Origin of the sequence: Streptomyces sp. Go-475 (assembly GCF_003330845.1) — a bacterium.
Taxonomy (GTDB): domain Bacteria; phylum Actinomycetota; class Actinomycetes; order Streptomycetales; family Streptomycetaceae; genus Streptomyces.
In genome coordinates, this window is record NZ_CP026121.1 from 6,242,335 (window position 1) to 6,266,657 (window position 24,323).

Consider the following 24,323-nt stretch of genomic DNA (forward strand, 5'->3'; position numbering starts at 1 on the left):
CTGGTACAGCCATGCCTAAGCCCGGAGAACTCACTTTCGTCGCCCCGCGCGGAGCCAAGAAGCCGCCGCGGCATCTCGCCGACCTCACTCCTGCCGAGCGCAAGGAGGCGGTCGCCGCTGTCGGGGAGAAGCCGTTTCGCGCCAAGCAGCTCTCGCAGCACTACTTCGCGCGGTACGCGCACGATCCGGAGCAGTGGACCGACATCCCGGCCGGTTCTCGTGGGCGGCTGCAGGAGGCGTTGCTGCCCGAGCTGATGACCGTCGTGCGGCATCTGTCGACCGACCAGGGCACCACCCGCAAGACGCTCTGGCGGCTGTTCGACGGGACGCTCGTCGAGTCCGTGCTGATGCGCTACCCGGACCGGGTGACCATGTGCATCAGCTCGCAGGCCGGGTGCGGGATGAACTGCCCGTTCTGTGCGACGGGGCAGGCGGGTCTCGACCGGAACCTGTCCACCGCCGAGATCGTCCACCAGATCGTGGACGGGATGCGGGCCCTGCGGGACGGGGAGGTCCCCGGCGGCCCCGCGCGGCTCAGCAACATCGTCTTCATGGGCATGGGCGAGCCGCTCGCCAACTACAACCGGGTCGTCGGCGCCATCCGGCGGCTCACCGACCCCGAGCCGGACGGGGTGGGGCTGTCGCAGCGCGGGATCACCGTCTCCACCGTCGGTCTCGTGCCGGCCATCCACCGGTTCGCCGACGAGGGCTTCAAGTGCCGGCTGGCGATCTCGCTGCACGCCCCCGACGACGAGCTGCGCGACACCCTCGTGCCCGTGAACACGCGGTGGAAGGTCCGCGAGGTGCTGGACGCGGGCTTCGAGTACAGCGCCCGGTCCGGGCGGCGGCTGTCCATCGAGTACGCGCTGATCCGGGACATCAACGACCAGGCGTGGCGGGGTGACCGGCTCGGCCGGATGCTCAAGGGCAGGCCCGTGCACGTCAACCTCATCCCGCTGAACCCGACGCCCGGGTCGAAGTGGACGGCCTCCCGGCCCGAGGACGAGAAGGCGTTCGTGGAGGCCATCGCCGCGCATGGTGTGCCGGTGACGATCCGGGACACCCGTGGTCAGGAGATCGACGGGGCGTGTGGTCAGCTCGCCGCCACCGAACGGTAGTCTGACCGTCGTAAGAACATCTGCATATCCGACACCTGCACATTCCGACAGGGGAGCGCCACAGCGCTGAGAGTGCGGCACCCGGCCGCAGACCCTCCGAACCTGGCCCAGGTCATTCTGGGTAGGGAGATCGGTCACCACTCGAGCTGTTGCGCCCTGCCCGGGACCCCGGAAGTCCCGGGCAGGGCCGCGTCTTCTCCTGGTCACTCCAGGAGGAATCCAGTGAGCATCAACATCAGGCGGCTGACGGCGGTGGCCGTCGGGCTCGGCATGGTCGGCACGCTGGCCGCGTGCGGGTCGTCCGACGGCTCCCAGGGGGCCGGCGACTCCAAGACCGTGACGCTCGTCAGCCACGACTCGTGGGCCGCGTCCAAGGACGTCATCGCGGCCTTCGAGAAGCAGTCCGGCTACAAGGTCCGGGTCCTCAAGGACGGCGACGCCGGGCAGGCCGTGAACAAGGCCATCCTGACCAAGGACAACCCGCAGGGCGACGTCTTCTTCGGCGTCGACAACACGCTGCTGTCCCGCGCCCTCGACAACGGACTGTTCCAGCCGTACGAGGCGAAGGGGTCGGAGCGGATCAAGGCCGCGTACCGGGTCGACCAGGAGCAGCACCGCGTCACGCCCATCGACACCGGCGACATCTGCGTCAACTACGACAAGAAGTACTTCGCCGACCACAAGCTGGAGCCGCCGCGGAGCTTCGACGACCTGGTGAAGCCGCAGTACAAGAACCTGCTCGTGACCGAGAACGCCTCCGCGTCCTCGCCCGGCCTCGGTTTCCTGCTCGGCACCGCCGCGAAGTACGGGGACGACGGCTGGGCGGGCTACTGGAAGAGGCTCAAGGCCAACGGCGTGAAGGTCGTCGACGGCTGGGAGCAGGCCTACAACGAGGAGTTCTCCGGCTCGGCCGGCGGGAAGAAGGCCAAGGGCGACCGGCCGCTCGTCGTGTCGTACGCCTCCTCGCCGCCCGCCGAGGTCGTCTTCGCCGACCCGAAGCCGGCCACGGCCCCGACCGGGGTCGCCGAGGGCACCTGCTTCCGGCAGGTCGAGTACGCGGGGCTGCTCAGCAACGCCAAGAACGCCAAGGGTGGCAAGGCCCTCCTCGACTTCCTCGTCAGCGAGAGGTTCCAGCAGGACATGCCGCTCAACATGTTCGTGTACCCGGTGACCGAGGGCGCCCAGGTGCCGCCGGAGTTCGTGAAGTACGGGCCGCAGGCGAAGGACCCCGAGACCATGGACCCGGCGAAGATCGCCGACCACCGTGACCAGTGGGTCAAGTCGTGGACCTCACTCGTACTGAAGTAGCCCTCCGGAGGCGGGGCGCGGCGGCGCGGTTCGGTCTGCTGGCCGTGCCCGTCGCGTTCTTCGGGGTCTTCTTCGCCTATCCGGTCGCCGCGATCGTCGCGCGCGGCCTGAAGGCCGACGGGGCCTGGCACCTCGGGCGGATCGGGGAGGTGCTGGCGCAGTCCGACGTCCGGCACGTCCTGTGGTTCACCACCTGGCAGGCGCTCGTCTCCACCGCGCTCACGCTGCTGGTCGCGCTGCCCGGCGCGTATGTCTTCGCGCGCCTGGACTTCCCCGGCAAACACGTGCTGCGGGCGGTCGTGACCGTGCCGTTCGTGCTGCCGACGGTCGTCGTCGGTACGGCGTTCCTGGCGCTGGTCGGGCGCGGCGGGCTGCTCGACGAGCTGTGGGGCGTGCGGCTGGACACCACGGTGTGGGCGATCCTGCTCGCGCACGTCTTCTTCAACTACGCGGTCGTCGTGCGGACCGTCGGCGGGCTCTGGGCGCAGCTCGACCCGCGGCAGGAGGAGGCCGCGCGGATGCTCGGCGCGTCGCCCCTGAAGGCCTGGCGGCAGGTCACGCTCCCGGCCCTCGCGCCCGCGGTGGCCGCCGCCGCGCTGATGGTGTTCCTGTTCACCTTCACCTCCTTCGGCGTCGTCCAGATCCTCGGCGGGCCCACCTTCTCGACCCTGGAAGTGGAGATCTACCGGCAGACGTCCGAGATCTTCGACCTGTCCACGGCGGCCGTGCTGACGCTGGTCCAGTTCGTCGCGGTGGGGGCGGTCCTCGCCCTGCACGCCTGGACCGTGCGGCGGCGGGAGACGGCGCTGCGGCTGGTGGACGCCGCCGGGACCGCGCGCCGGCCGCGCGGCGCCGGGCAGGGGGCGCTGCTGGGCGGGGTCCTGGCCACCGTGGTCGTGCTGCTCCTGCTGCCGCCGGCCGTGCTGGTGCAGCGGTCCCTGGCCGCGCCCGGCTTCGGCTACTACCGGGCGCTCACCAGCGACGACGGGGGAGTGTTCCTGGTCCCGCCGATCGAGGCGGTCGGCAACTCCCTGTCGTACGCCGTCGCCGCCACGGCCATCGCCGTGGTGATCGGCTCGCTCGCCGCCGTCGCGCTCACCCGCCGGGACGCCGGGCGGTTCGTGCGCGGCTTCGACGCGCTGCTGATGCTGCCGCTCGGGGTGTCCGCGGTGACCGTCGGCTTCGGGTTCCTGATCGCCCTCGACGAACCGCCGCTGGACCTGAGGTCCTCCTGGATCCTCGTGCCGCTCGCGCAGGCGCTGGTCGGGGTGCCGTTCGTCGTCCGGACGATGCTGCCCGTGCTGCGGGCGGTGGACGCGCGGCTGCGGGAGGCGGCCTCGGTGCTGGGCGCCTCGCCGTGGCGGGTGTGGCGGGAGGTGGACCTGCCGATGGTGCGGCGGGCGCTGCTGATCGCCGCCGGGTTCGCCTTCGCCGTGTCGCTCGGGGAGTTCGGAGCGACGGTGTTCATCGCGCGGCCCGACAACCCGACGCTGCCGGTGGCCGTGGCCCGGCTGCTGGGGCGGCCCGGCGACCTCAACTACGGGCAGGCGATGGCCCTGTCGACGATTCTGATGGTGGTGTGCGCCGTGGCCCTGCTGGTGCTGGAGCGGCTGCGCACGGACCGGACCGGGGAGTTCTAGATGCTGCTGAGCCTGGAGGGCGCGACGGTCCGTTTCGGTGGGCGGGCCGTGCTGGACGCCGTCGACCTGGAGGTCGCCGAGCACGAGGTCGTGTGCGTGCTCGGGCCCAGCGGCAGCGGCAAGTCGACCCTGCTGCGCGCGGTGGCGGGGCTGCAGCCGCTCGACTCCGGGCGGGTCTCGCTCGACGGCCGCGACCAGGCGGGCGTGCCCGCGCACCGGCGGGGCGTCGGGCTGATGTTCCAGGACCACCAGCTGTTCCCGCAGCGGGACGTGGGCGGCAACGTGGCCTTCGGGCTGCGCATGCACGGGGCGCAGAAGCGGCAACAGGCCGAGCGCGTCCGGGAGTTGCTGGATCTCGTCGGGCTGCCGGGTGCGGCTCGCCGGGCCGTCGCGGCGCTGTCCGGAGGAGAGCAGCAGCGGGTCGCGCTGGCCCGGGCCCTGGCGCCGAGCCCCCGGCTGCTGATGCTGGACGAGCCGCTGGGCCAGCTCGACCGGTCGCTCCGGGAGCGGCTGGTCGTCGAACTCAAGGAGCTGTTCGGCCGGTTGGGCACGACCGTGCTCGCCGTGACCCACGACCAGGGCGAGGCCTTCGCGCTGGCCGACCGGGTCGTGGTGATGCGGGACGGGCGGATCGCCCAGTCCGGTACGCCCCTTGAGGTGTGGCAGCGGCCCGCCGACGCGTTCGTGGCCCGCTTCCTGGGCTTCGAGAACGTCGTCGAGGCGACCGTCGGGGCGGAGGCGGCGGACACGCCGTGGGGCAAGGTGCCCGTGCCGGAGGGGGCCCCGCAGGGCACGCGGACCCTGCTCGTCCGGCCCGCCGGGGTGCGCCTGGTGCCCGACGGCACCGGCCTGCGCTGCACGGTGGCCGCGCGCACCTTCAGGGGCACCCATGTCGCCGTCCACCTCCAGCCCGGGGACGCCCCGCGCCTGGAGGCGGCGTGTGCGCTGCGGGCGGCGCCCGAGGTGGGGGACGAGGTCGGGGTGGAGTTCGACGCGACCGAAATCGTGGTGCTCGACTGATCGTCGGCAGCCTAAGGTGCGGGCATGACTCGGCTCGCACACGATCGCTACTGCGACGAAATCGCCCATCAGGTAGGCCTGTTGAGGTCGGTGGTGACCTCCGGCGCCGATCTGTCCGGCACGGTGCCGACGTGCCCGGACTGGTCGCTGGAGGACCTGGTCCGGCACCTGGGCGGTGCCCTGCGCTGGGTGGAGCTCATCGTGCGGACCCGGGCCCAGGAGGAGGTGCCCGAGGAGGGGGTGCCGGGCTTCGCCGGGCCGGAGGCGCGGGGTGACGCCGCCGCCCTGGACGCATGGCTGGCGGAGAGCGGTGAGCAGGTCGTCGCCGCACTGCGGGAGGCCGGGCCGGACACCGGCGTGTGGAGCTGGGCGGGGGACCTCAGCTGCGGATTCTGGGCCCGCCGGGTGACGCACGAGATCACCGTGCACCGCGCCGACGCCGCACTCGCCGCCGGGCTGCCCTACGACGTCGCGCCCGAGGTGGCCGCCGACGCGATCGACGAGTGGCTGCAGATCGTGGAGTACGTGCAGCGGACCGCGCCGGACGACGCGGTGCGGGAACTGCGCGGCCCGGTCCGCAGCATCCATCTGCACGCCACCGACGCCCGGCCCGAGCTTGACGCGGAGTGGCTGATAGAGCTGACCGAGGACGGTGTCTCCTGGCGCCGGGGGCATGAGAAGGCCACGGTCGCCCTGCGCGGACCGCTCACCTCCGTGCTGCTCGCGTTCTACCGCCGACTGCCGCTGGACGCGGAGGAGTTGGAGGTCCTGGGCGACCGGAAGCTGCTGGAGTTCTGGCTGGAACGGGCGACGTTCGGCTGAGCCGGGAAGCCGCCATCTGTCTCGTGGCCCGGTGGAGCTGTCTCCTGGCCGGGCGGAGACGGGACGTGGCCCGCCCCCTGGTGCGGGGGACGGGCCACGTCTTGGTCGGCGGAGCGTCAGCTGTCGCTCTTCGCGCCGCGGCGGCGCATGCCGAAGAACACCGCACCGCCACCGACGACGACCAGGGCCGCCGCGATGCCGGCGATGATGCCGGTGTTGGAGTTGGCACCGGTCTCGGCGAGGTTCGAGTCACCGGCCGCCGGGGCGGGCGCGTTCCCCGCCGGCGTGGTGCTCTCGCTCTCCGACGGCGTCGGAGCCGGGGTGCCGGTGTCCTCGGCCGGCTTCGACGGGGAGGCCGACGGGGTCGGCGTGGCCGGCGGAGTCGACGCCGGGGGCTCCTCCTCCTTCTTGCAGGCCGTGGCCGGGGTGACGAGGTTCGGCTTGATGTCCTCGTCGACGTACGGAGTGGCCTTGACGTGGATGCGGTACTCCGCGTTCGGCTTCCACTCCTCGGCGAAGGTGATGGTGGTGCCCTCGCGCGAGCCCTTGACGACCTGCTCGCCGACCTTCTTGGCGTCGGCGCCGTTGTTCTGCAGGTACACGGTGACCGTGGCCGGGACGCCGGCGGGGTCCACGTCGGTGACGGTGATGACGCCCTTGTCGCCGTCGCACTTCGCCTCGGCGGAGAACTCGTTGATGTTGCAGGCGAGCGCGTTGCCGGCGGCACCGAGCGCGAGCGCGGCCGACGCCGAGGCGACACCGAGGACGCGCAGGGAACGAGCGACGGTACGGCGCGAGGCCGTACGGCGGGATACGGACAGAACTGCCACGTTTGTCCTTTACAGGATGCGTAATGCGGGGGGTTGGAGGCAGTGTTGACGGAACATCAGCACTACCGGGAGGCTCACAGGTCTATAAGCGCCGCATAAGTAGTGTCAACGCATATGCAGGGTGCAAGCACTTGCTTTGCCAGCTTATTAACCGCCGAGACGTTTCAACGCCTCGGGTGCCTTCTCGATCCGGTCGACCAGCGCGATCCGCGCCTCCATCGACCGCCCCTCGGCCAGCGACCGCAGCAGCGGCCACGCCGGCAGCTTCTCCGTCCAGTGCGCCCGGTCCACGAGCACCATGGGCGTCGGCTCGCCGCGCGACTCGTAGTAGTTGGGCGTCGCGTTGTCGAAGATCTCCTGTACGGTCCCGGCGGCGCCCGGCAGGAACACCACACCCGCGTTCGACCGGGCCAGCAGGCCGTCCTCGCGGGTGGCGTTGGCGAAGTACTTGGCGATGTGGGACGCGAAGGCGTTCGGCGGCTCGTGGCCGTAGAACCAGGTCGGGATGCCGACGGAACGGCCGCCCTGCGGCCAGCGGCCGCGTATCTCGAAGGCGGCCGTCGCCCACTGGGTGATCGACGGGGTGAACCGCGGTGCCTTGGCGAGCAGTTCGAGGGACTCGGTGAGCATGTCCTCGCCGAACGGGGCGGCGTACGCGCCGAGGTTCGCCGCCTCCATCGCGCCCGGGCCGCCTCCGGTGGCGACCGTGAAACCGGCCCGGGCCAGCTCGCGTCCGAGCCGGGCGGCACCGGCGTACTCCTGCGTGCCGCGGGCCATCGCGTGGCCGCCCATCACGCCCACCACCCGGGCGCCGGACAGGAGTTCGTCGAGGGCGTCGGAGACGGAGTCGTCGTGGACCGAGCGCAGCATGGAGGCGTAGATGTCCCGGTCCGCCTTCGTGCGCTGGAACCAGGCGTACGCCTGGGCGTCGGCGGTGGCCTCGTAGCCGTCCGCCAGCGACGCGAACAGCTCGTCCGGCGTGTAGACATGGCCGCGGTACGGGTCGAAGGGCAGGTCCGGGACCGGCGGGAAGACCAGGGCGCCGTCGGCGCGGATCTTCGCGGCCGCGTCCTCGCGCATCGCGCAGCCGAGGAAGACCGCGCCCGCGGTGTCCGTGCCGAGCAGTTCACGCGTACGGTCCGTCAGGTCGACGGCCTGGACGCGGTAGCCGGCGAGTGTGCCGCGTGCCGAGACGGTGGCGTCGAACTCCTCGAGCGTCTCGATCTCACGGTCGTCGTGGTGGGCCGCATGGGCGGGCATCGTCTGCACCCGCCCATGCTGGCACAGCCACGTCTCAGCCTTCGATGGCCGACGGGTCCATCCACACGACCTCGAAGGTGTGGCCGTCCGGGTCGTCGAAGGAGCGGCCGTACATGAAGCCGTGGTCCTGGGTCTCGCCGCTGACGGAGCCGCCCGCAGCGACCGCCTTCTCGACCAGTTCGTCGACCTTCTCGCGGCTCTCGGCGCTCAGCGCGATCAGCACCTCGCTGGTCCGCTTCGGGTCCGCGATCTCCTTCTTGGTGAACTGGGCGTACTTCTCCTTCGTGAGCACCATCACGACGATGGTGTCGCTGATCACGACCGAGGCGGCCGTGTCGTCGCTGAACTGCTCGTTGATCGAGTAGCCGAGCTCCGTGAAGAACTTCTTGGAGGCGTCGAGGTCGTTGACGCACAGGTTCACGAAGATCATCTGCTGGTACATGCGGGTCTCTCCCATCGGGTCCGTGTCGTTACGCGGGGATAGACCGGGGTACGGAGCGGAACTCATCGCCGTTCGAAGATTTTTTTCGTACGGATTTTCCCGACGGCTGCCAGCGGGCTTACGGCACGCTTCCGGTGGGCTTCAGCGGGCCAGCGGCAGGGCCGCCAGCTCGGCGACCGTCAGGGTGAGCGGGCCGAACAGGGCGAGCAGGGCGCCCGCGCGCAGGGCGGCGGCGCCGCGCAGCATCGTCGCGGGCGCGCCGAGGCGCAGCAGCGCGGCGGTGGTGTCGGCGCGGGCCTGCCGGGTCTCGACGGCGGCCGTGAGGAGTGTGCCCACGGTGCAGCCGGTCACGAGGAGCACGCCGAGGGTGGTGAGCGGGCCGAGCGACAGTCCGTCCGGGGCGTGCAGCAGCGCCATGGCCCACGCGGCCGACAGGACCGCGCTGACGACGCCCAGGGGGCGGCCGATGCGGCCGGCCTCGGCCATGAGGATGCGGCCGGCCAGCAGCCGCAGGGCACCGGGGCGGGCCGACTGGAGCAGGCGTCCGCACAGGTGCGTCAGGCCCGGGCCCGCCAGGGCCAGGCCGACGGCGGCCAGCGCCCAGCCGGCCAGGACGCCGGGGGAGGCGCCGGAGAAGGTGAGGTCGGGGGCGGTCGGGGCGGTGCGGCTCGTGTAGGTCTCCACGGCGAGGCCCGCGGCCAGGAGGGTGATGCCCCAGGGGAGACCGGTGGGGGCAGCGGTGGGGGAACCGCCGGTCCCGGGCGGGTCCGGCAGCGCCGCCGCGAGGGCGTCGGGGCCGTCGGCGCCGCGCGTTGCGGCCGGGGAGGGGGCAGCGGCGGGGCTGTCGGCGCCGCGCGCTGCGGTCGCGGACGGTGCGGACCGCTGGGCGGGAGTCCCGTCGGGGCGGGGCGCGTTCACCGGGTCCGGTGCCTGTGCGTTCCGGGCGGTGTTCAGCTGGTCCGGTGCCTGCGGGTGCGGGGCGAGGTGGGCGGTGTTCAGCGGGTGTCGGGCGGGGGCGCCGTCGGGGGTGCCGGGGCCGGATGTCGCCGGGTGCCGGGCCGGGGCGTCCTCGGAGTCGCCGGGGTCGGATGTCGCGGGGTGCCGGGCCGGGTCGCTGTCGGGGGTGCCGGGGCCGGTCGCCGCCGTCTGCCGGGCGGGATCACCGTCGGGCCGGGCGGCGTCCCCGGGGGCCGGCGCGGCCGGGTGGCGGGTCGGGTCGCCGTACGGGATCACCGCGCTCACCGCGTCGCGTGCCGCGGGGTCCGCGAGCGCGCTCACCGTACCGGCGGAGATGCTGCCGCTGCCGGGGGCAGAACCGGTGCCGTCGCCGGAGCCAGAACGGGAGCCGTCGCCGGAGGCAGAACCGGCGCCGGTGCCAGAGACAGCACCGGAACCGGCGGCGGTCGGCGCCGACGCCCCTTCGCCCGTGCGGGCCTGCGGCGGGCTGCCCTGCGGCGCGGAGTCGGTGGAGTGGCCGGGCGTGGGCCGGACGATCTGCCGTCCGAACCTGCCGTACGCCCCGAAGGTCTCGCGCTTGCTCTCACGGCGGTACGCGCCGAAGCGGCCGTACATCCCGGGCGTCCGGGGCGTCCGGGGCGCCGGTCCCGCCTCCCTCGGCCGCAGCGCCAGCGCCACGGCCGCCGACGCGCCGAAGGGCACGATCCCGAGCAGCGTCAGGGTGCCCGCCAGCGGCAGCGGCTGGCCGGAGGCGAGGGGCCCGGCGGCCGCCCCGTCGAACGGCAGGCCCGACAGATCGCCCCGCAGATGCAGGAAGACGAGCAGGGCCAGCATCGAGCCGAGCGTGCAGGACAGGGCCGTCGTCGCCGCCGAGACGACCATCAGCCGCAGCGGGCCGAGGCCGATCGCGGAGAGGCCGGGCCGGGGTTTCGTGGCGGGGTCGGTGCGTGCCACGGCGACGGCGAAGTAGATCGTGGCGGCCAGCGGGGCCGCGCACCACGCCAGGCGCATCAGGGACTCGCCGGTGGCGCCGGGGTGGCCGAGGGCGTGGCCCAGGGCGCACAGCAACAGGAAGCTCGTGCCCGCCGAGGCCGCCGCGACCAGGAGGCGGCGCAGCTGGACGGCGGGGTGGGCGCCGCGGGTCAGACGGAGAGCGAGCACGCGGCCCGGCCTTCCGGCTCGGCGGTCTCGGCGACCGGCGGCAGGTGCACCGTCTGCACGCGGCGCCCGTCGAGCAGCGACACCGTGCGGTCGGCGAGCGTCGCGGTGTCGGGGTCGTGGGTGGCCAGGACGACGGTGATGCCGTGGGAGCGGGCCGCCGTGGTGAGGGTGCGCAGGACGTGGGCGCGGTCGGCGCGGTGCAGCGGGGCCGTGGGCTCGTCCGCGAACAGCACCGAGGGGGCGGGGGCGAGGGCGCGGGCGATGCAGACCCGCTGGCGCTCGGCCTGGACCAGCTGGTGCGGGCGCTTGCGGGCACCGTCGCCGATGTCGAGGCGCTCCAGCCACTCCAGGGCGGCGGTCTTCGCGCGGCGCCGGCTGGTGCCGCGCAGCATCAGCGGCAGGGCGGTGTTCTCCCAGGCGTTGAGCTCCGGCACCAGGGACGGGGCCGGGTCGATCCAGCCGAAGCGGTCGCGGCGCAGCCGCTCCCGGGTGAGCGGGCCCATGGTGTGCACGGGCACGCTGTTGAACCAGACCTCTCCGCGCCGGACGGGCACCAGGCCGGACAGGCACCGCAGCAGGGTCGTCTTGCCGCTGCCGCGCGGGCCGCTGACGGCGAGGATCTCGCCCTCCCGGACGCCGAGCGAGACTCCGCAGAGCGCGGGGGAGCCGTCGTCGTGCTGGAAGTGCAGGGCGCGTGCCCAGAGCACGTCGTCGTCAGGCTGGGCCTCCATGGGCGTACACCTCGGTTCAGATCCGTAGTTCCCGTGCCATCCCCCGTGCGGCGGAACGAAGGCAGGGCCGATCGGTCACTGGGCACGCTAGGCACAGGGCGGCGGGACGCCGGACAGCACGCGGCCCCGGGCCGCCGTTTCTCACTCGAACGGGCGGCACCGGGGCCGGTGTTGATCATCCAGGCAGACGATCGGAGCGACGCGGGGGGCGTCGGCGGTCGTCGGCGGGCGTCGACGGGTCAGAGCTTCGTCCACGCCTCCGACAGCGTGGCCCGCAGGATCTGCTCGATCTCGTCGAACGTCGACTGGTCCGAGATCAGCGGCGGGGCGAGCTGCACGACCGGGTCGCCGCGGTCGTCGGCCCGGCAGTACAGGCCGTTCTCGTACAGCTTCTTGGAGAGGAAGCCGTACAGGACGCGCTCGGTCTCGTCGGCGTCGAAGGACTCCTTGGTGGCCTTGTCCTTGACGAGTTCGATGCCGTAGAAGAAGCCGTTGCCGCGGACGTCGCCGACGATCGGCAGGTCGTGGAGCTTCTCCAGGGTGGCGCGGAACGCGCCCTCGTTGTCCAGGACGTGCTGGTTGAGGTTCTCGCGCTCGAACAGGTCGAGGTTGGCCAGGCCGACGGCGGCGGAGACCGGGTGGCCGCCGAAGGTGTAGCCGTGCAGGAAGGTGTTGTCGCCCTTGTAGAACGGCTCGGCCAGACGGTCGGAGATGATGCACGCGCCGATCGGGGAGTAGCCCGAGGTCATGCCCTTGGCGCAGGTGATCATGTCCGGCACGTAGTCGAACTTGTCGCAGGCGAAGTACGTGCCCAGGCGGCCGAAGGCGCAGATGACCTCGTCGGAGACGAGCAGCACGTCGTGCCGGTCGCAGATCTCGCGCACCCGCTGGAAGTAGCCGGGCGGGGGCGGGAAGCAGCCGCCCGCGTTCTGCACGGGCTCCAGGAAGACCGCGGCGACCGTGTCCGGGCCCTCGAAGAGGATCTGCTGCTCGATCTGGTCGGCGGCCCAGCGGCCGAAGGCCTCCGGGTCGTCGCCGAAGAGCGGGGCGCGGTAGATGTTGGTGTTCGGGACCTTGTGCGCGCCCGGCACCAGCGGCTCGAAGGGTGCCTTCAGCCCCGGCAGGCCGGTGATGGACAGGGCGCCCTGCGGGGTGCCGTGGTAGGCGACCGCGCGGGATATGACCTTGTGCTTGGTGGGCTTGCCGACCAGCTTGAAGTACTGCTTGGCGAGCTTCCAGGCGGTCTCGACCGCCTCGCCGCCACCGGTGGTGAAGAAGACCTTGTTCAGATCGCCCGGCGCGTGGTGGGCCAGGCGCTCGGCCAGCTCCACGGCCTTGGGGTGGGCGTACGACCACACGGGGAAGAACGCCAGCTCCTGCGCCTGCTTGAAGGCGGTCTCGGCCAGCTCGACGCGGCCGTGCCCGGCCTGCACCACGAACAGGCCGGCGAGGCCGTCCAGGTAGCGCTTGCCCTGGTCGTCGTAGATGTACGTGCCCTCGCCCCGGACGATGGTGGGGACGGGGGCCTTCTCGTACGACGACATGCGCGTGAAGTGCATCCACAGGTGGTCGTACGCGGACTGGGAGAGGTCCTTGCTCACGGCTATCGGGTCCTCACGGTTATCGGGTTCCCCACATGTAGGTCTGCTTCTTGAGCTTCAGGTAGACGAAGCTCTCGGTGGAGCGCACTCCTGGGACGGCCCGGATGCGTTTGTTGATGACGTCCAGGAGGTGGTCGTCGTCCTCGCAGACGATCTCCACCATCAGGTCGAAGGAGCCCGCGGTCATCACCACGTACTCGCACTCGGACATGGCCGTCAGCGCGTCGGCGACCGACTCCACGTCGCCCTCGACGTTCACGCCGACCATCGCCTGTCTGCGGAAGCCCACGGTGAGCGGGTCCGTGACGGCGACGATCTGCATCACGCCCTGGTCGAGCAGCTTCTGGACGCGCTGGCGCACGGCCGCCTCGGACAGGCCCACGGCCTTGCCGATGGCGGCGTACGGCCGGCGGCCGTCCTCTTGGAGCTGCTCGATGATGGCGAGGGAGACGGCGTCCAGCTGGGGCGAGCTGCCGTTCCTGGACTCTCGGGAGGGCTCGCGGTGCTCCCGCGAGCCCTTCTGGTCTGCGCTTCGACTGGCCACGAGGTCACTGTGCACGAGGTCTCGACACTTCCGCAAGCCTCGATCGATGAAATCCGTTGTTTGGATCGCCTACTCCTGCGGATTCCGCATGAACGACGGGAGTGGGGGTGTTGAAAACGTGGACCGGCCGACTAGGGTGGGTGTCTCAAGTACTGGACATCCGAACTGGAGGGCCGGCAGTGAGCACCGAGCTGCGTCGTCTGCGCAACTACATCGGCGGTGAGTTCCGGGACGCCGCCGACGGACGGACCACCGAGGTGGTCAATCCCGCGACGGGCGAGGCGTACGCGACCGCTCCGCTGTCCGGGCAGGCGGACGTGGACGCCGCGATGGCGGCGGCCGCCGAGGCCTTCCCCGGCTGGCGCGACACCACGCCCGCCGAGCGTCAGAAGGCCCTGCTGAAGATCGCGGACGCCTTCGAGGAGCGCGCCGAGGAGCTGATCGCGGCCGAGGTGGAGAACACGGGCAAGCCGGTCGGGCTGACCCGCTCCGAGGAGATCCCGCCGATGGTCGACCAGATCCGCTTCTTCGCGGGTGCGGCGCGGATGCTGGAGGGCCGCTCGGCCGGTGAGTACATGGAGGGCCTGACCTCCATCGTCCGCCGGGAGCCGGTCGGCGTCTGCGCGCAGGTCGCGCCGTGGAACTACCCGATGATGATGGCCGTGTGGAAGTTCGCCCCGGCGATCGCGGCGGGCAACACGGTCGTGCTGAAGCCGTCCGACACCACCCCGGCCTCCACGGTCCTGATCGCGGAGATCCTCGGCGGGATCCTGCCGAAGGGCGTCTTCAACGTCATCTGCGGCGACCGTGAGACCGGTCGCATGATGGTCGAGCACGAGATCCCGGCGATGGCCTCCATCACCGGCTCGGTGCGGGCGGGCATCCAGGTCGCCGAGTCCGCCTCCAAGGACGTCAAGCGCGTCCACCTGGAGCTGGGCGGCAAGGCCCCGGTCGTGGTCTTCGAGGACACCGACATCGCCAAGGCCGTCGAGGACATCTCCGTCGCGGGCTACTTCAACGCCGGCCAGGACTGCACGGCCGCCACGCGCGTGCTCGTGCACGAGTCCATCCACGACGAGTTCGTCTCCGCCCTGTCGAAGGCCGCCGCCGAGACGAAGACCGGGCAGCCGGACGACGAGGACGTGCTGTACGGGCCGCTCAACAACCCCAACCAGCTCAAGCAGGTCGAGGGCTTCATCGGCCGGCTGCCCGCGCACGCGCGCGTGGAGACCGGCGGCAAGCGGGTCGGCGACAAGGGCTACTTCTACGCGCCGACCGTCGTCTCGGGCCTGAAGCAGGACGACGAGATCATCCAGAAGGAGGTCTTCGGCCCGGTCATCACCGTGCAGTCCTTCACCGACGAGGACCAGGCCGTGGAGTGGGCCAACGGCGTGGAGTACGCGCTCGCCTCCTCGGTGTGGACCAAGGACCACGGCCGCGCCATGCGGATGTCCAAGAAGCTCGACTTCGGCTGCGTGTGGATCAACACGCACATCCCGCTGGTCGCGGAGATGCCCCACGGCGGCTTCAAGAAGTCCGGCTACGGCAAGGACCTGTCGGCGTACGGCTTCGACGACTACACGCGCATCAAGCACGTGATGACGTCGCTGGACGCGTAGCCCCCCCGTACGGCCGAGCGGCCCCGGACGGTTCCTCTCCGTCCGGGGCCGTTCCCGCATGCCGGGGCGTCCGAGACGGACCCCGGGGCGTCCGAGACGGACCCCTGTTTTTGAACATGTTCAATTGCGGCGTAGAGTGCGCCTCATGAGCGACAGAGCCGCCCTGCTCAAGGGCATCCGTGCGTGGCTGGTCTTCTTCGTGGTGTGTCTGGTGCTCAGTGGCGCCACGGCCTTTCCCCTGGTCCACGAACTGCGGTGGACCGAGGACCTGCTGCGGGCACTGTCCGTCGGCGACCACCTGCCCGGCCTGACGGAGTGGATCGGGCGGGTGCGCGCCGGCCTCGACCGGGCGGACGCCGAGTACCCCTTCCTCCTGTACGGCACGGACTGGCTGGCCTTCGCGCACCTGGTGATCGCGGTCGCCTTCTACGGGCCTTACCGCGACCCGGTCCGCAACATCTGGGTCGTCGAGTTCGGGATGATCGCCTGCGCCGGCATCATCCCCCTCGCCCTGATCTGCGGACCGATCCGCGGCATCCCCTTCTGGTGGTCGGTGATCGACATGGCCTTCGGCGTGCTCGGGGTGATCCCGCTGTACGTCGTCCGGCGGCGGATCAAGCGGCTGGAGGCGCTGACCGCGCCGGTGGCCGTCCCGGTGCCGGGCGTCTGAGGAAAAACTGTTATCCCGAGAACCTTCACGCCGTCTCCCCGCATGTGATCCCCGACATGGCGAGGACCCCGGTACCGGCTGAGAGGGTGCGTGCGGAACATCAGTGAACCCAGGCGTCGAGAGGGCACCGTGGACAGTCAGCACTGGCGCGCCGTCATCACGGCGGCGCAGTCCGGCGACCGGCAGGCGCTGGACGAGCTGGTCGCGGGCTGGCTGCCGCTGGTCTACAACATCGTGGGCCGGGCCCTGAACGGCCACGCCGACGTCGACGACGTCGTCCAGGAGACCATGCTGCGCGCGGTCGGCAACCTCGGCTCGCTGCGCGACCCGGACAGCTTCCGGTCCTGGCTGGTGGCGATCGCCATGCGGCAGATCCGGGACCGGGCCCGGCGCCGGACGGCGGATCGGCTTCAGGAGGCACCGGCCGCCGACTTCGCCGAACTGACCGTGCTGCGGCTCCAGCTGGAGGGGCAGCGGCGCGAGGTCGCCGAGGCGGTGCGGTGGCTGGACGACGAGGACCGGCAGCTGCTGTCGCTGTGGTGGCTGGAGGTCGCCGGCGAACTGACCCGGCGCGAGCTGGCGGACGCCGTCGGCATCACCCGGCAGCACGCCGCCGTGCGCGTCCAGCGGATGAAGGAGCGCCTGGAGACCTCCCGCGGCATCGTCCGCGCCCTGGACGGCGCCTGCCCCGACCTGCGCGAGCTGACCGGCCGCTGGGACGGCAGGCCCGACTCGGTGTGGCGCAAGCGGCTCGCCCGGCACATCCGCGGCTGCGGCTACTGCGGCGACACCCGCGAGTCCGTCGTACCGGCGGAACGCCTCCTCGTCGGCATCGCCCTGGTCCCGCTGCCGGCCGGGTTCACACTGTCGCTCGCCTTCGGCGGGAAGACGGCCGCGGCCGCCACGTCCGCCGGCTGGTCCGCCAAGCTGCTGGGCGCGCTCACCAAGCCGGCCGTCGCGATGACGGCGGGCGCGACGATCGTCGCGGGCGGCGCCTACGTCGTCACCCAGCCGCCGGACGCCCCGCCGCCCCGGGCCGCGGTCACCCCCACGGCGACGGCCACCACCCCCGGACCGCCATCGCCCTCCGCGCCGCCCAGCGCCGAGCCCTCGCCGTCGCCGTCCACGAAGGCCGACCTCTACGGCACGGTCGTCGACGCCGTCGACCGCGCCCCCGCCCCGGACGCCCGGCCCGCCGCGCTGCCGCGCCGCCCCGAGTCCGGCCTCACCAGCACCGGCGGACCGAAGGCGGTCATGCAGCACCGCGGCGACAGCGTGACGTTCACCGGGCAGGGCTATGTCCTGGTCCGCTGGCAGATCTCGCCGAAGTCCCGGCCGGGCGCGCTGGTCATGCCCAGCTGGACCGGCCTGAAGGGCAAGCTGTTCCACGTGGCGTCCGGCGGCTGGCGCCGGATGGACGATCCGCTGCCCGGCGCCCCGAACGGCTACGCCACCGGCATGGGCGGCCCGGACATCGGCTGGGCCGTCCTGCCGCCCGGCACCCAGCAGATGTGGCAGAACGAGTACTTCTACCTCGACGGCACCGTCACCCTCACCCAGAACGAACGGGGCTGCGACTACGGCCTCGCCGTCTTCCCGTCGAGCTGGGAGGCCGTGGACAAGGACATCAACGAAGGTCCCGACCAGGGCGCGATCCGCTACGGCCTCGTCCGCGACACCGGCACGGACAGCGCGCCGGTGCCGCAGTACGTCACGCGCGCGACCCCGGCCGATCCGGCGACGGTGCCGCAGCGCTCGCGCGTGTAGCGCACAGCACGTCGACGCGGTTGGTCGTGATCGAGTCCACCCCCGCGGCCAGCAGACGCCGCATGGAGCGGCGCGTGTCGGGGGTCCAGACCGACAGCAGGTAGCCGTCGGCGTGGACCCGGTCGGCGAGCGGCCGGTCCACCAGGGAGAAGCGGTAGTTCAGCCAGCGCGGGCGGATCGCCTCCAGCAGCACGGGCCGCGGCGGCGCCAGCGTCGTCCAGGTGAGGGCGATCTCGGCGTCCGGGTCCGCCGCGCGCACGGCGAGCATGGCGTCGGCGCCCGCGCAGTAGTAGACGCGGTCCGCCGCCGAGGCCTCCCCGACGGCGTCCATGACCCGGCGCACCGCCCGCACGTCGGGCGAGCCGGGCAGGTCGATCATCACCCGGTGCCCGTCGGTCGCGGCCAGCGCCTCCGTCAGGGTCGGCACCCCGCCGCCGGTCAGCCCGCGCACCTCGTCGTAGGAGAGCGCGAGCACCGGCCGCTCGTGCTCCCAGAGCCGCTTGAGCGTCGCGTCGTGCAGCAGCACCGGCACGCCGTCCCGGGTGAGCCGTACGTCGATCTCCACCGCGTCCGCGCCCCGGCCGAGCGCGGACCTGAGCGAGGCCACGGTGTTCTCCCGGACGCGGTAGGGGTCGCCCCGGTGGGCCACGGCGGTCACGGCCCGCGCGGGACGCCGTGCCTGTCCGGGGCGCTGTGCGGAGGACGTCACCGGTCGAGCCACCCCGCGGTGTACGTGTCGATCTCGCCCTTGATCCTGGTCTTGCCGGCGTCGTCCAGGAAGGACACCTCGACGGCGTTCTTCGCCAGGTCGGCCAGGCCCCGCTCGTCGAGGCCGAGGAGCCGGGCGGCGACCGCGTACTCGTTCTCCAGGTCGGTGCCGAACATCGGCGGGTCGTCGGAGTTGATCGTGACGACGACCCCGGCCCGCACGAACTCCTTGATCGGGTGCTCGTCGAGGGTGCGGACCGCGCGCGTGGCGATGTTGGAGGTCGGGCACACCTCCAGCGGGATCCGGTGCTCGGCGAGGTGCGCGAGCAGCTTCGGGTCCTGCGCGGAGCTGGTGCCGTGCCCGATGCGCTCGGCCCGCAGGTGCGTCAGCGCGTCCCAGACGGTCTCCGGGCCGGTGGTCTCGCCGGCGTGCGGCACGGAGTGCAGCCCGGCCGCGATCGCCCGGTCGAAGTAGGGCTTGAACTGCGGCCGGGGCACGCCGACCTCCGGACCGCCCAGCCCGAAGGAGACCAGGCCCTCCGGGCGCAGCCGGTCGTCGGTGGCGAGCCGGGTCGTCTCCTCGGCGGCCTCCAGGCCGGCCTCGCCGGGGATGTCGAAGCACCAGCGCAGCACCGTCCCGAACTCGGCCTCGGCCGCCTTGCGGGCGTCCTCGATCGCGTCCATGAAGGCCCGCTCGTCGATGCCGCGACGCGTGGACGAGAACGGCGTGATGGTCAGCTCGGCGTACCGCACCTGCTGCCGGGCCAGGTCCCGGGCCACCTCGTAGGTCAGCAGCCGGACGTCCTCCGGGGTGCGGATCAGGTCGACGACGGACAGGTACACGTCGATGAAGTGCGCGAAGTCGGTGAACGTGAAGTAGTCGACCAGGGCCGCGGGGTCGGCCGGCACCTTCGAGTCGGGGTGCCGGGCGGCCAGCTCGGACACGATCCGGGGGGAGGCGGAGCCCACGTGGTGCACGTGCAGTTCGGCCTTGGGCAGTCCGGCGATGAACGCCTTCAGGTCGCGCGGGGCCTGAGGGTCGACGAGATGCTCGGTCAAGGGTTCCTCCCCGGAACGGCGCCCCGGCCGGAGCGTGGCTCGGGCGGGCGCGGGTGATCGGCTGATCGATGACTCGGGCTTCATCCTAGGCCGTGGTGCGGCGCCCCCCAGGGGCGCGGGGAACCGCGCGACCGGCCCCCGCGCACCCGCACTGCGACCCGCGTCGCAGCGCCCCGTAGCATGGCGGCACGATCGACCCAGGGGGGATGCACAGATGACGGACCCGACGCAGCCCGGCGCAGGCGGCGGCCACGACCCGTGGGCGCCCCCGGAGAACAAGCCGTCGCTCGACAAGGACCAGCCGCCCACCCAAGGGCCGCCGTCCTCCGTGCACGACCAGGCCACGGTCACCTCGATGCCGAGCGCGGGCTTCACCCCGCCCACCGGCACGCCCCAGTTCGACGGCACGGGCGCCGGGGCGGTCCCACCCCCGCCGGTCGCCCCCGGCGGCTACGGCTACCCCGGCTACCCCCAGGGCGGGACCGGCTACCAGGCCGGGGCCGGCTACGGCTGGCCCGGTATGCAGCCGGCCCCGCAGAACGGCATGGGCATAGCGGCGATGGTGCTCGGCATCATCTCCTGCACGCTGTTCTGCCTCTACGGCGTGGTCTCCCTGGTCACCGGCATCCTCGCCGTCGTCTTCGGCATCAAGGGCCGCAAGCGCGCCGAGGCCGGGGTGGCCACGAACCACGGCCAGGCCCAGGCGGGTCTGATCATGGGCATCATCGGGATCATCCTCGGCATCACCGTGATCGTCCTGATCGCGGTCGGCATCACGGCCGCCATCAACAGCGACGACTCGTACGACAGCGACCCCTACGGCGCCCACGCCCCGATCGCCACCGCCCCGTACCACCGCTGAAACTCCCGTACAACGGGGCGAACTTGGCCACTACGATTCCCTGGTCTGACAACGAGGGGAGATCGTCCATGTCCAACACCAGTCCCGCGCCCGGTGGGTTCGGGCCGCCGTCCCAGCCCCCGCAGCAGCCGGCTCCCGGCTACGGCTACCCGCAGCAGTCCGGCCCGGGCTACGGCTACCCCCAGGGCGGCCCGGGCTACCCGGCCGCGCCGCCCGCGGGCTACCCCCAGGCCCCCGGCTACGGGATGCCTCCGCAGCCGAGCAACGGCATGGGAACCACGGGGCTGGTGCTGGGCATCATCGGCGTGGTGTGCAGCGTGACCTTCCTGCTGTGGTTCTTCGGCGTGGTCCTGGGCATCCTGGCGATCATCTTCGGCGCCATCGGCCGCGGCAAGGCCACCAACAAGGGCGCGGCGACCGCCGGCCTGGTCTGCGGCATCATCGCCACCGTGATCCTGCCGCTGCTGGGCTTCCTGCTGTTCGCCAGCATCATGGGTGGGCTCGGCGCGGCTGCCTGAGCGAAGCCCCACGGAGGGGCCGGTTCCGGGGGCCGGCCCTTCCGTGGGGCGGTCCCGGGGGCCGGCCCCTCGCTCACGTCCTGCGCAGCCGCTCCCGCGCCTCCATCAGCGCGAACCCCAGCAGGTTCGGCCCCCGCCACCGCTCCGGGTCCCTGGCCGCCTCGTCGCCCGCGGCCAGCCCGATGCCCCACACGCGGTCCACGGGGCTCGCCTCGACCAGCACGCGGTCGCCGGTGTTCAGCAGGAACTCCCGCAGGTCCGGATGGGCGCCGAACTTGTGGAGGGAACCCTCCACGACGATCCGGAACCGCTCCCGCGCCCATATCGCCTCGTCGAACCCGCGTACCAGCCGCCCGGCCTTCTTCGCCGCGGCGGGAGGCCCGGCCGCCAGCACGGCACGCTCGGCCGCCGCGTCCTCGAAGAGCCGGGCCTTGCCGGCCATCATCCAGTGCTCGGCCGTCGCGTACTCCACGCCGTCCACCGTGAACGGCGACGGCCACCACTGGCTCAGACAGCTCGGCCCGATCCGGCCGTCGGGCCGCGGCCGGTGCCCCCAGAAGTGCAGATACTCGACCTTGGCGCCGGCGCGGACCGCCCTGATCAGGGCCTCCCGCGAACCGACCGCCCCCGTGATCTTCTCCATGCGGGCGAGTCTGGCACGCACCACTGACACAGCGTCCCGCCCTTTCCCGGCGGACTCGCCACCTGGTCGACAGATTCCGTCGCGTAACCAAAAATCAACAACGGAATCCCTTGTTGGAGTCCCATCCCTCTGTCAGGATCGGCACTCAAATCGAGCCTGAGCCACGCCGGCCCCCTCGCGGGGACACGGAGGAGAGCGACATGCACAACCCGGGTACCGCCACCCCGGACCGATTCCCGGCCGAGGAGTGCTTCCAGGAGGGCGCGCAGTACATCGCGGGACGCCTGACCAGGGGCACCTCCGGCCGTACGCACGCGGTCGTCGACCCGGCGTCGCGCGAGGAGGTCCTGCGCTACGAGCTCGCGGGCGCGGCCGACGTCGACCGGGCCGTCGCCGCCGCCCGCGAGGCCTTCCCCGGCTGGGCGGGGACCACGCCCGGCGAGCGGTCCGACGCCCTGCACCGGTTCGCCGCGGTCCTGGCCGACCGGGCCGAGGACTTCGCCCGCGCCGAGTCGCTCCAGTGCGGCAAGCCGCTGAAGCTGAGCCGGGAGTTCGACGTCCCGGGCACCGTCGACAACACCGCCTTCTTCGCCGGAGCCGCACGGCTGCTGCAGGGGCAGTCCGCCGGTGAGTACTCCGGCGACCACACCTCGTACGTCCGGCGCGAGCCCATCGGGGTCGTCGGGTCGATCGCGCCCTGGAACTACCCCCTCCAGATGGCCGCCTGGAAGATCCTCCCGGCGATCGCCGCGGGCAACACCATCGTCCTGAAGCCCGCCGAGCTCACCCCGCTGACCTCGCTGCTCTTCGGGCAGGCGGCCACGGACGCCGGGATCCCGGACGGCGTGATCAACATCGTCACCGGCACCGGCAAGGAGGCCGGGGAACACCTCGTCGGCCACCCCGACGTGGCCATGACCTCCTTCACCGGCTCCACCGCCGTCGGCAAGCGCGTCGCCGAGGTCGCCACCGCCACCGTCAAGCGCCTGCACCTGGAGCTCGGCGGCAAGGCGCCGTTCGTGGTCTTCGACGACGCCGACCTTGAGGCCGCCGCCCACGGCGCGGTCGCGGGCGCGCTCATCAACACCGGGCAGGACTGCACGGCCGCCACGCGCGCGTACGTGCAGCGGCCGCTGTACGAGGAGTTCGTGGCGCGGACCGCCGCGCTCATGGAGACCGTCCGGCTCGGCGACCCCTTCGCCGCCGGGACCGACCTCGGGCCGCTGATCTCGCACGTCCAGCGCGACCGGGTCGCCGGTTTCGTCGACCGGGCGCGGGCCTACGCGCGCGTGGTGACCGGCGGTGAGGCACCCGGGGGTGAACTCGCCCAGGGCGCCTACTACCGTCCCACCCTGATCGCCGACGCGCCGCAGGACAGCGAGGTCGTGCAGTCCGAGATCTTCGGGCCGGTCCTGGTCGTGCTGCCGTTCGACACCGACGACGAGGGGATCGCGCTCGCCAACGACACCCCGTACGGGCTGGCCGCCTCCGCCTGGAGCCGGGACGTGTACCGGGCCAACCGGGCCACGCGCGAGATCAAGGCCGGCTGCGTATGGGTCAACGACCACATCCCGATCATCAGCGAGATGCCGCACGGCGGCTACCGGTCCTCCGGCTACGGCAAAGACATGTCAACGTACTCGTTCGAGGAGTACACCCAGATCAAGCACGTCATGTTCGACAACACCGCGGTGGCCGCGAAGGACTGGCACCGCACCGTCTTCGGGGACCGCTAGCCGTATCAGGCCGCCTGACCAGCGGCCGCCCACCCTCCGAAAGGGCACCACGCGCATGGAGCAGTACGAGCCCGACCGCCTCTCCCCGGCCCAAGTGGCCGCCCGGCGGCGCAGCTTCACCAACGGCAGGGCCGCCCTCACCCGGCGGTCCCTGCTGCGCGCCTCCGCGGGCGGCGCGCTCGCCGTCGGCGGTCTCGGGAGCTTGAGCGCCTGCGGCATCCCGGCGGCCGGTCAGTCGCAGGGCGGCGTCTCCGCAGAGGACCGCTCGGCCAAGGAGAAGACCGTGAACTTCTCCAACTGGACCGAGTACATGGACGTCGACGACAGCGGCAAGCACCACCCGACGCTGGAGCAGTTCACCAGGCGCACCGGCATCAAGGTCAGGTACACCGAGGACATCAACGACAACAACGAGTTCTTCGGCAAGATCAAGCCGCAGCTCGCCGCGGGCCAGGACACCGGCCGCGACCTGATCGTCCTCACCGACTGGCTGGCCGGGCGGCTCATCCGCCTCGGCTGGGTGCAGAAGCTCGACCCCTCCAACCTGCCGCACGCCTACGCCAACCTGTCCGCCCAGTTCCGCAGCCCCGACTGGGATCCGGGCCGCGCCTACTCGTACGTCTGGCAGGGCATCTCCACCGTCATCGCGTACAACAAGAAGGCCCTCGACGGCGTCGAGGTGAAGTCGATATCCGACCTGCTCGACAACCCCAAGCTGAAGGGGCGCGTCGGCTTCCTGTCGGAGATGCGCGACAGCGTCGGGATGACGCTGCTCGACATGGGCAAGGACCCGGCGAAGTTCACGGCCGACGACTACGACGCGGCCATCGCCCGCCTGCAGAAGGCCGTCGACAAGGGCCAGATCCGCCGCTTCACCGGCAACGACTACACCTCGGACCTGACCAGCGGCGACTTCGCGGCCTGCGTCGCCTGGGCCGGGGACGTCGTCCAGCTCAAGGCGGACAGCCCCGACATCGACTTCCTCATCCCCGACAGCGGCTACATGACGTCCACGGACAACCTGCTGATCCCCAACAAGGCCCGGCACAAGACGAACGCCGAGCGGCTCATCGACTTCTACTACGAGCCGAAGCCCGCCGCCGAACTCGCCGCGTACATCAACTACGTGTGCCCCGTCGACGGCGTGAAGGCCGAGCTGGCGAAGATCGACGAGGACGCGGCGAACAACCCGCTGATCATCCCCGACAAGGCCATGGCGGCCAAGTCCCACGCCTTCCGCTCGCTGAGCTCGAAGGAAGAGACCGAGTTCGAAGAGAAGTTCGCGAAGCTGACGGGGGCGTGACCAC

Annotated in this window: 20 protein-coding genes, 3 pseudogenes and 1 riboswitch; of the genes and pseudogenes, 12 read left to right on the top strand and 11 right to left on the bottom strand. The window is 72.0% G+C overall.

What is annotated here, in order from left to right; genetic code table 11:
- Nucleotides 1-11 precede the first annotated feature (11 nt).
- The 5 genes from rlmN to C1703_RS28875 all read left to right on the top strand — a co-directional run bounded on the left by rlmN (nucleotide 12) and on the right by C1703_RS28875 (nucleotide 5,908).
- The gene (gene rlmN, locus C1703_RS28855) at nucleotides 12-1,118 is read left to right on the top strand and encodes a 23S rRNA (adenine(2503)-C(2))-methyltransferase RlmN (RefSeq protein WP_114255567.1); all 1,107 of its coding nucleotides are present in this window, start codon (nucleotides 12-14) and stop codon (nucleotides 1,116-1,118) included.
- 39 nt (nucleotides 1,119-1,157) lie between these two features.
- Nucleotides 1,158-1,264, top strand: a riboswitch (TPP riboswitch).
- An 82-nt stretch (nucleotides 1,265-1,346) separates the two neighbouring features.
- Complete coding sequence (locus C1703_RS28860; protein ID WP_198678459.1) at nucleotides 1,347-2,426, top strand: thiamine ABC transporter substrate-binding protein; 1,080 nt, start codon at nucleotides 1,347-1,349, stop codon at nucleotides 2,424-2,426.
- A complete protein-coding gene (locus tag C1703_RS28865) occupies nucleotides 2,402-4,066 on the top strand; it encodes an iron ABC transporter permease (RefSeq protein ID WP_114255569.1) in 1,665 nt (554 codons plus the stop codon). Before C1703_RS28860 ends, C1703_RS28865 begins: the two co-directional genes overlap by 25 nt.
- The gene (locus tag C1703_RS28870; RefSeq protein WP_114255570.1) at nucleotides 4,067-5,086 is read left to right on the top strand and encodes an ABC transporter ATP-binding protein; all 1,020 of its coding nucleotides are present in this window, start codon (nucleotides 4,067-4,069) and stop codon (nucleotides 5,084-5,086) included.
- 24 nt (nucleotides 5,087-5,110) lie between these two features.
- A complete protein-coding gene (locus C1703_RS28875; protein WP_114255571.1) occupies nucleotides 5,111-5,908 on the top strand; it encodes a maleylpyruvate isomerase family mycothiol-dependent enzyme in 798 nt (265 codons plus the stop codon).
- 116 nt (nucleotides 5,909-6,024) lie between these two features.
- Here C1703_RS28875 and C1703_RS28880 read toward each other — a convergent pair whose 3' ends face one another.
- The 8 genes and pseudogenes from C1703_RS28880 to C1703_RS28915 form a co-directional block, all read right to left on the bottom strand.
- Nucleotides 6,025-6,738, bottom strand: a complete 714-nt coding sequence (locus tag C1703_RS28880) for an LAETG motif-containing sortase-dependent surface protein (protein ID WP_114255572.1) — start codon at nucleotides 6,736-6,738, stop codon at nucleotides 6,025-6,027.
- 147 nt (nucleotides 6,739-6,885) lie between these two features.
- Nucleotides 6,886-8,007 (bottom strand): LOG family protein, encoded by a 1,122-nt coding sequence (locus C1703_RS28885; protein ID WP_114255573.1) that lies wholly within the window; start codon nucleotides 8,005-8,007, stop codon nucleotides 6,886-6,888.
- 25 nt (nucleotides 8,008-8,032) lie between these two features.
- Nucleotides 8,033-8,440: a VOC family protein gene (locus C1703_RS28890; protein ID WP_114257640.1), complete on the bottom strand. Its 408-nt coding sequence runs from the start codon at nucleotides 8,438-8,440 to the stop codon at nucleotides 8,033-8,035.
- A 141-nt stretch (nucleotides 8,441-8,581) separates the two neighbouring features.
- A pseudogene (locus C1703_RS28895) lies at nucleotides 8,582-9,187 on the bottom strand (hypothetical protein); the annotation flags it as partial.
- A gap of 747 nt (nucleotides 9,188-9,934) precedes the next feature.
- Nucleotides 9,935-10,558: pseudogene (locus C1703_RS28900) on the bottom strand (hypothetical protein); the annotation flags it as partial.
- On the bottom strand, nucleotides 10,540-11,289 hold the full coding sequence (locus tag C1703_RS28905) for an ATP-binding cassette domain-containing protein (protein ID WP_114255574.1): 750 nt from the start codon (nucleotides 11,287-11,289) through the stop codon (nucleotides 10,540-10,542). The pseudogene C1703_RS28900 and the gene C1703_RS28905, both read right to left, overlap by 19 nt.
- 239 nt (nucleotides 11,290-11,528) lie before the next feature.
- A complete protein-coding gene (locus tag C1703_RS28910) occupies nucleotides 11,529-12,896 on the bottom strand; it encodes an aspartate aminotransferase family protein (RefSeq protein ID WP_114255575.1) in 1,368 nt (455 codons plus the stop codon).
- A 13-nt stretch (nucleotides 12,897-12,909) separates the two neighbouring features.
- Nucleotides 12,910-13,449, bottom strand: a complete 540-nt coding sequence (locus C1703_RS28915) for an Lrp/AsnC family transcriptional regulator (RefSeq protein WP_114255576.1) — start codon at nucleotides 13,447-13,449, stop codon at nucleotides 12,910-12,912.
- 164 nt (nucleotides 13,450-13,613) lie between these two features.
- Between C1703_RS28915 and C1703_RS28920 the strand changes: the two genes are divergently transcribed.
- The 3 genes from C1703_RS28920 to C1703_RS28930 all read left to right on the top strand — a co-directional run bounded on the left by C1703_RS28920 (nucleotide 13,614) and on the right by C1703_RS28930 (nucleotide 17,490).
- Nucleotides 13,614-15,053, top strand: a complete 1,440-nt coding sequence (locus tag C1703_RS28920) for a gamma-aminobutyraldehyde dehydrogenase (RefSeq protein ID WP_114255577.1) — start codon at nucleotides 13,614-13,616, stop codon at nucleotides 15,051-15,053.
- 145 nt (nucleotides 15,054-15,198) lie between these two features.
- The gene (locus tag C1703_RS28925; protein WP_114255578.1) at nucleotides 15,199-15,723 is read left to right on the top strand and encodes a hypothetical protein; all 525 of its coding nucleotides are present in this window, start codon (nucleotides 15,199-15,201) and stop codon (nucleotides 15,721-15,723) included.
- Nucleotides 15,724-15,852: 129 nt separating this feature from the next.
- On the top strand, nucleotides 15,853-17,490 hold the full coding sequence (locus C1703_RS28930; RefSeq protein ID WP_114255579.1) for a sigma-70 family RNA polymerase sigma factor: 1,638 nt from the start codon (nucleotides 15,853-15,855) through the stop codon (nucleotides 17,488-17,490).
- On the opposite strand, the gene C1703_RS28935 is transcribed toward C1703_RS28930, so the two are convergent.
- The gene (locus C1703_RS28935; RefSeq protein WP_114255580.1) at nucleotides 17,435-18,199 is read right to left on the bottom strand and encodes a glycerophosphodiester phosphodiesterase; all 765 of its coding nucleotides are present in this window, start codon (nucleotides 18,197-18,199) and stop codon (nucleotides 17,435-17,437) included. The two genes, C1703_RS28930 and C1703_RS28935, sit on opposite strands and share 56 nt — an antisense overlap.
- A pseudogene (locus C1703_RS28940) lies at nucleotides 18,196-19,327 on the bottom strand (adenosine deaminase). Before C1703_RS28940 ends, C1703_RS28935 begins: the two are co-directional and overlap by 4 nt.
- Before the next feature lie 144 nt (nucleotides 19,328-19,471).
- Here C1703_RS28940 and C1703_RS28945 point away from each other — a divergent pair.
- Nucleotides 19,472-20,119, top strand: coding sequence for a DUF4190 domain-containing protein (locus C1703_RS28945; protein ID WP_114255582.1), 648 nt, complete (start codon nucleotides 19,472-19,474; stop codon nucleotides 20,117-20,119).
- A 68-nt stretch (nucleotides 20,120-20,187) separates the two neighbouring features.
- Nucleotides 20,188-20,637 carry a DUF4190 domain-containing protein gene (locus C1703_RS28950; RefSeq protein ID WP_114255583.1) on the top strand — a complete coding sequence of 150 codons (450 nt, stop codon included), beginning with the start codon at nucleotides 20,188-20,190 and terminating at the stop codon, nucleotides 20,635-20,637.
- Between the two features lie 73 nt (nucleotides 20,638-20,710).
- Here C1703_RS28950 and C1703_RS28955 read toward each other — a convergent pair whose 3' ends face one another.
- A complete protein-coding gene (locus tag C1703_RS28955; protein WP_114255584.1) occupies nucleotides 20,711-21,280 on the bottom strand; it encodes an NADAR family protein in 570 nt (189 codons plus the stop codon).
- A gap of 200 nt (nucleotides 21,281-21,480) precedes the next feature.
- Between C1703_RS28955 and C1703_RS28960 the strand changes: the two genes are divergently transcribed.
- Both C1703_RS28960 and C1703_RS28965 read left to right on the top strand, forming a co-directional pair.
- A complete protein-coding gene (locus tag C1703_RS28960) occupies nucleotides 21,481-23,016 on the top strand; it encodes a gamma-aminobutyraldehyde dehydrogenase (RefSeq protein WP_114255585.1) in 1,536 nt (511 codons plus the stop codon).
- Nucleotides 23,017-23,071: 55 nt separating this feature from the next.
- Nucleotides 23,072-24,319 carry a spermidine/putrescine ABC transporter substrate-binding protein gene (locus C1703_RS28965; protein WP_114255586.1) on the top strand — a complete coding sequence of 416 codons (1,248 nt, stop codon included), beginning with the start codon at nucleotides 23,072-23,074 and terminating at the stop codon, nucleotides 24,317-24,319.
- Nucleotides 24,320-24,323 lie beyond the last annotated feature (4 nt).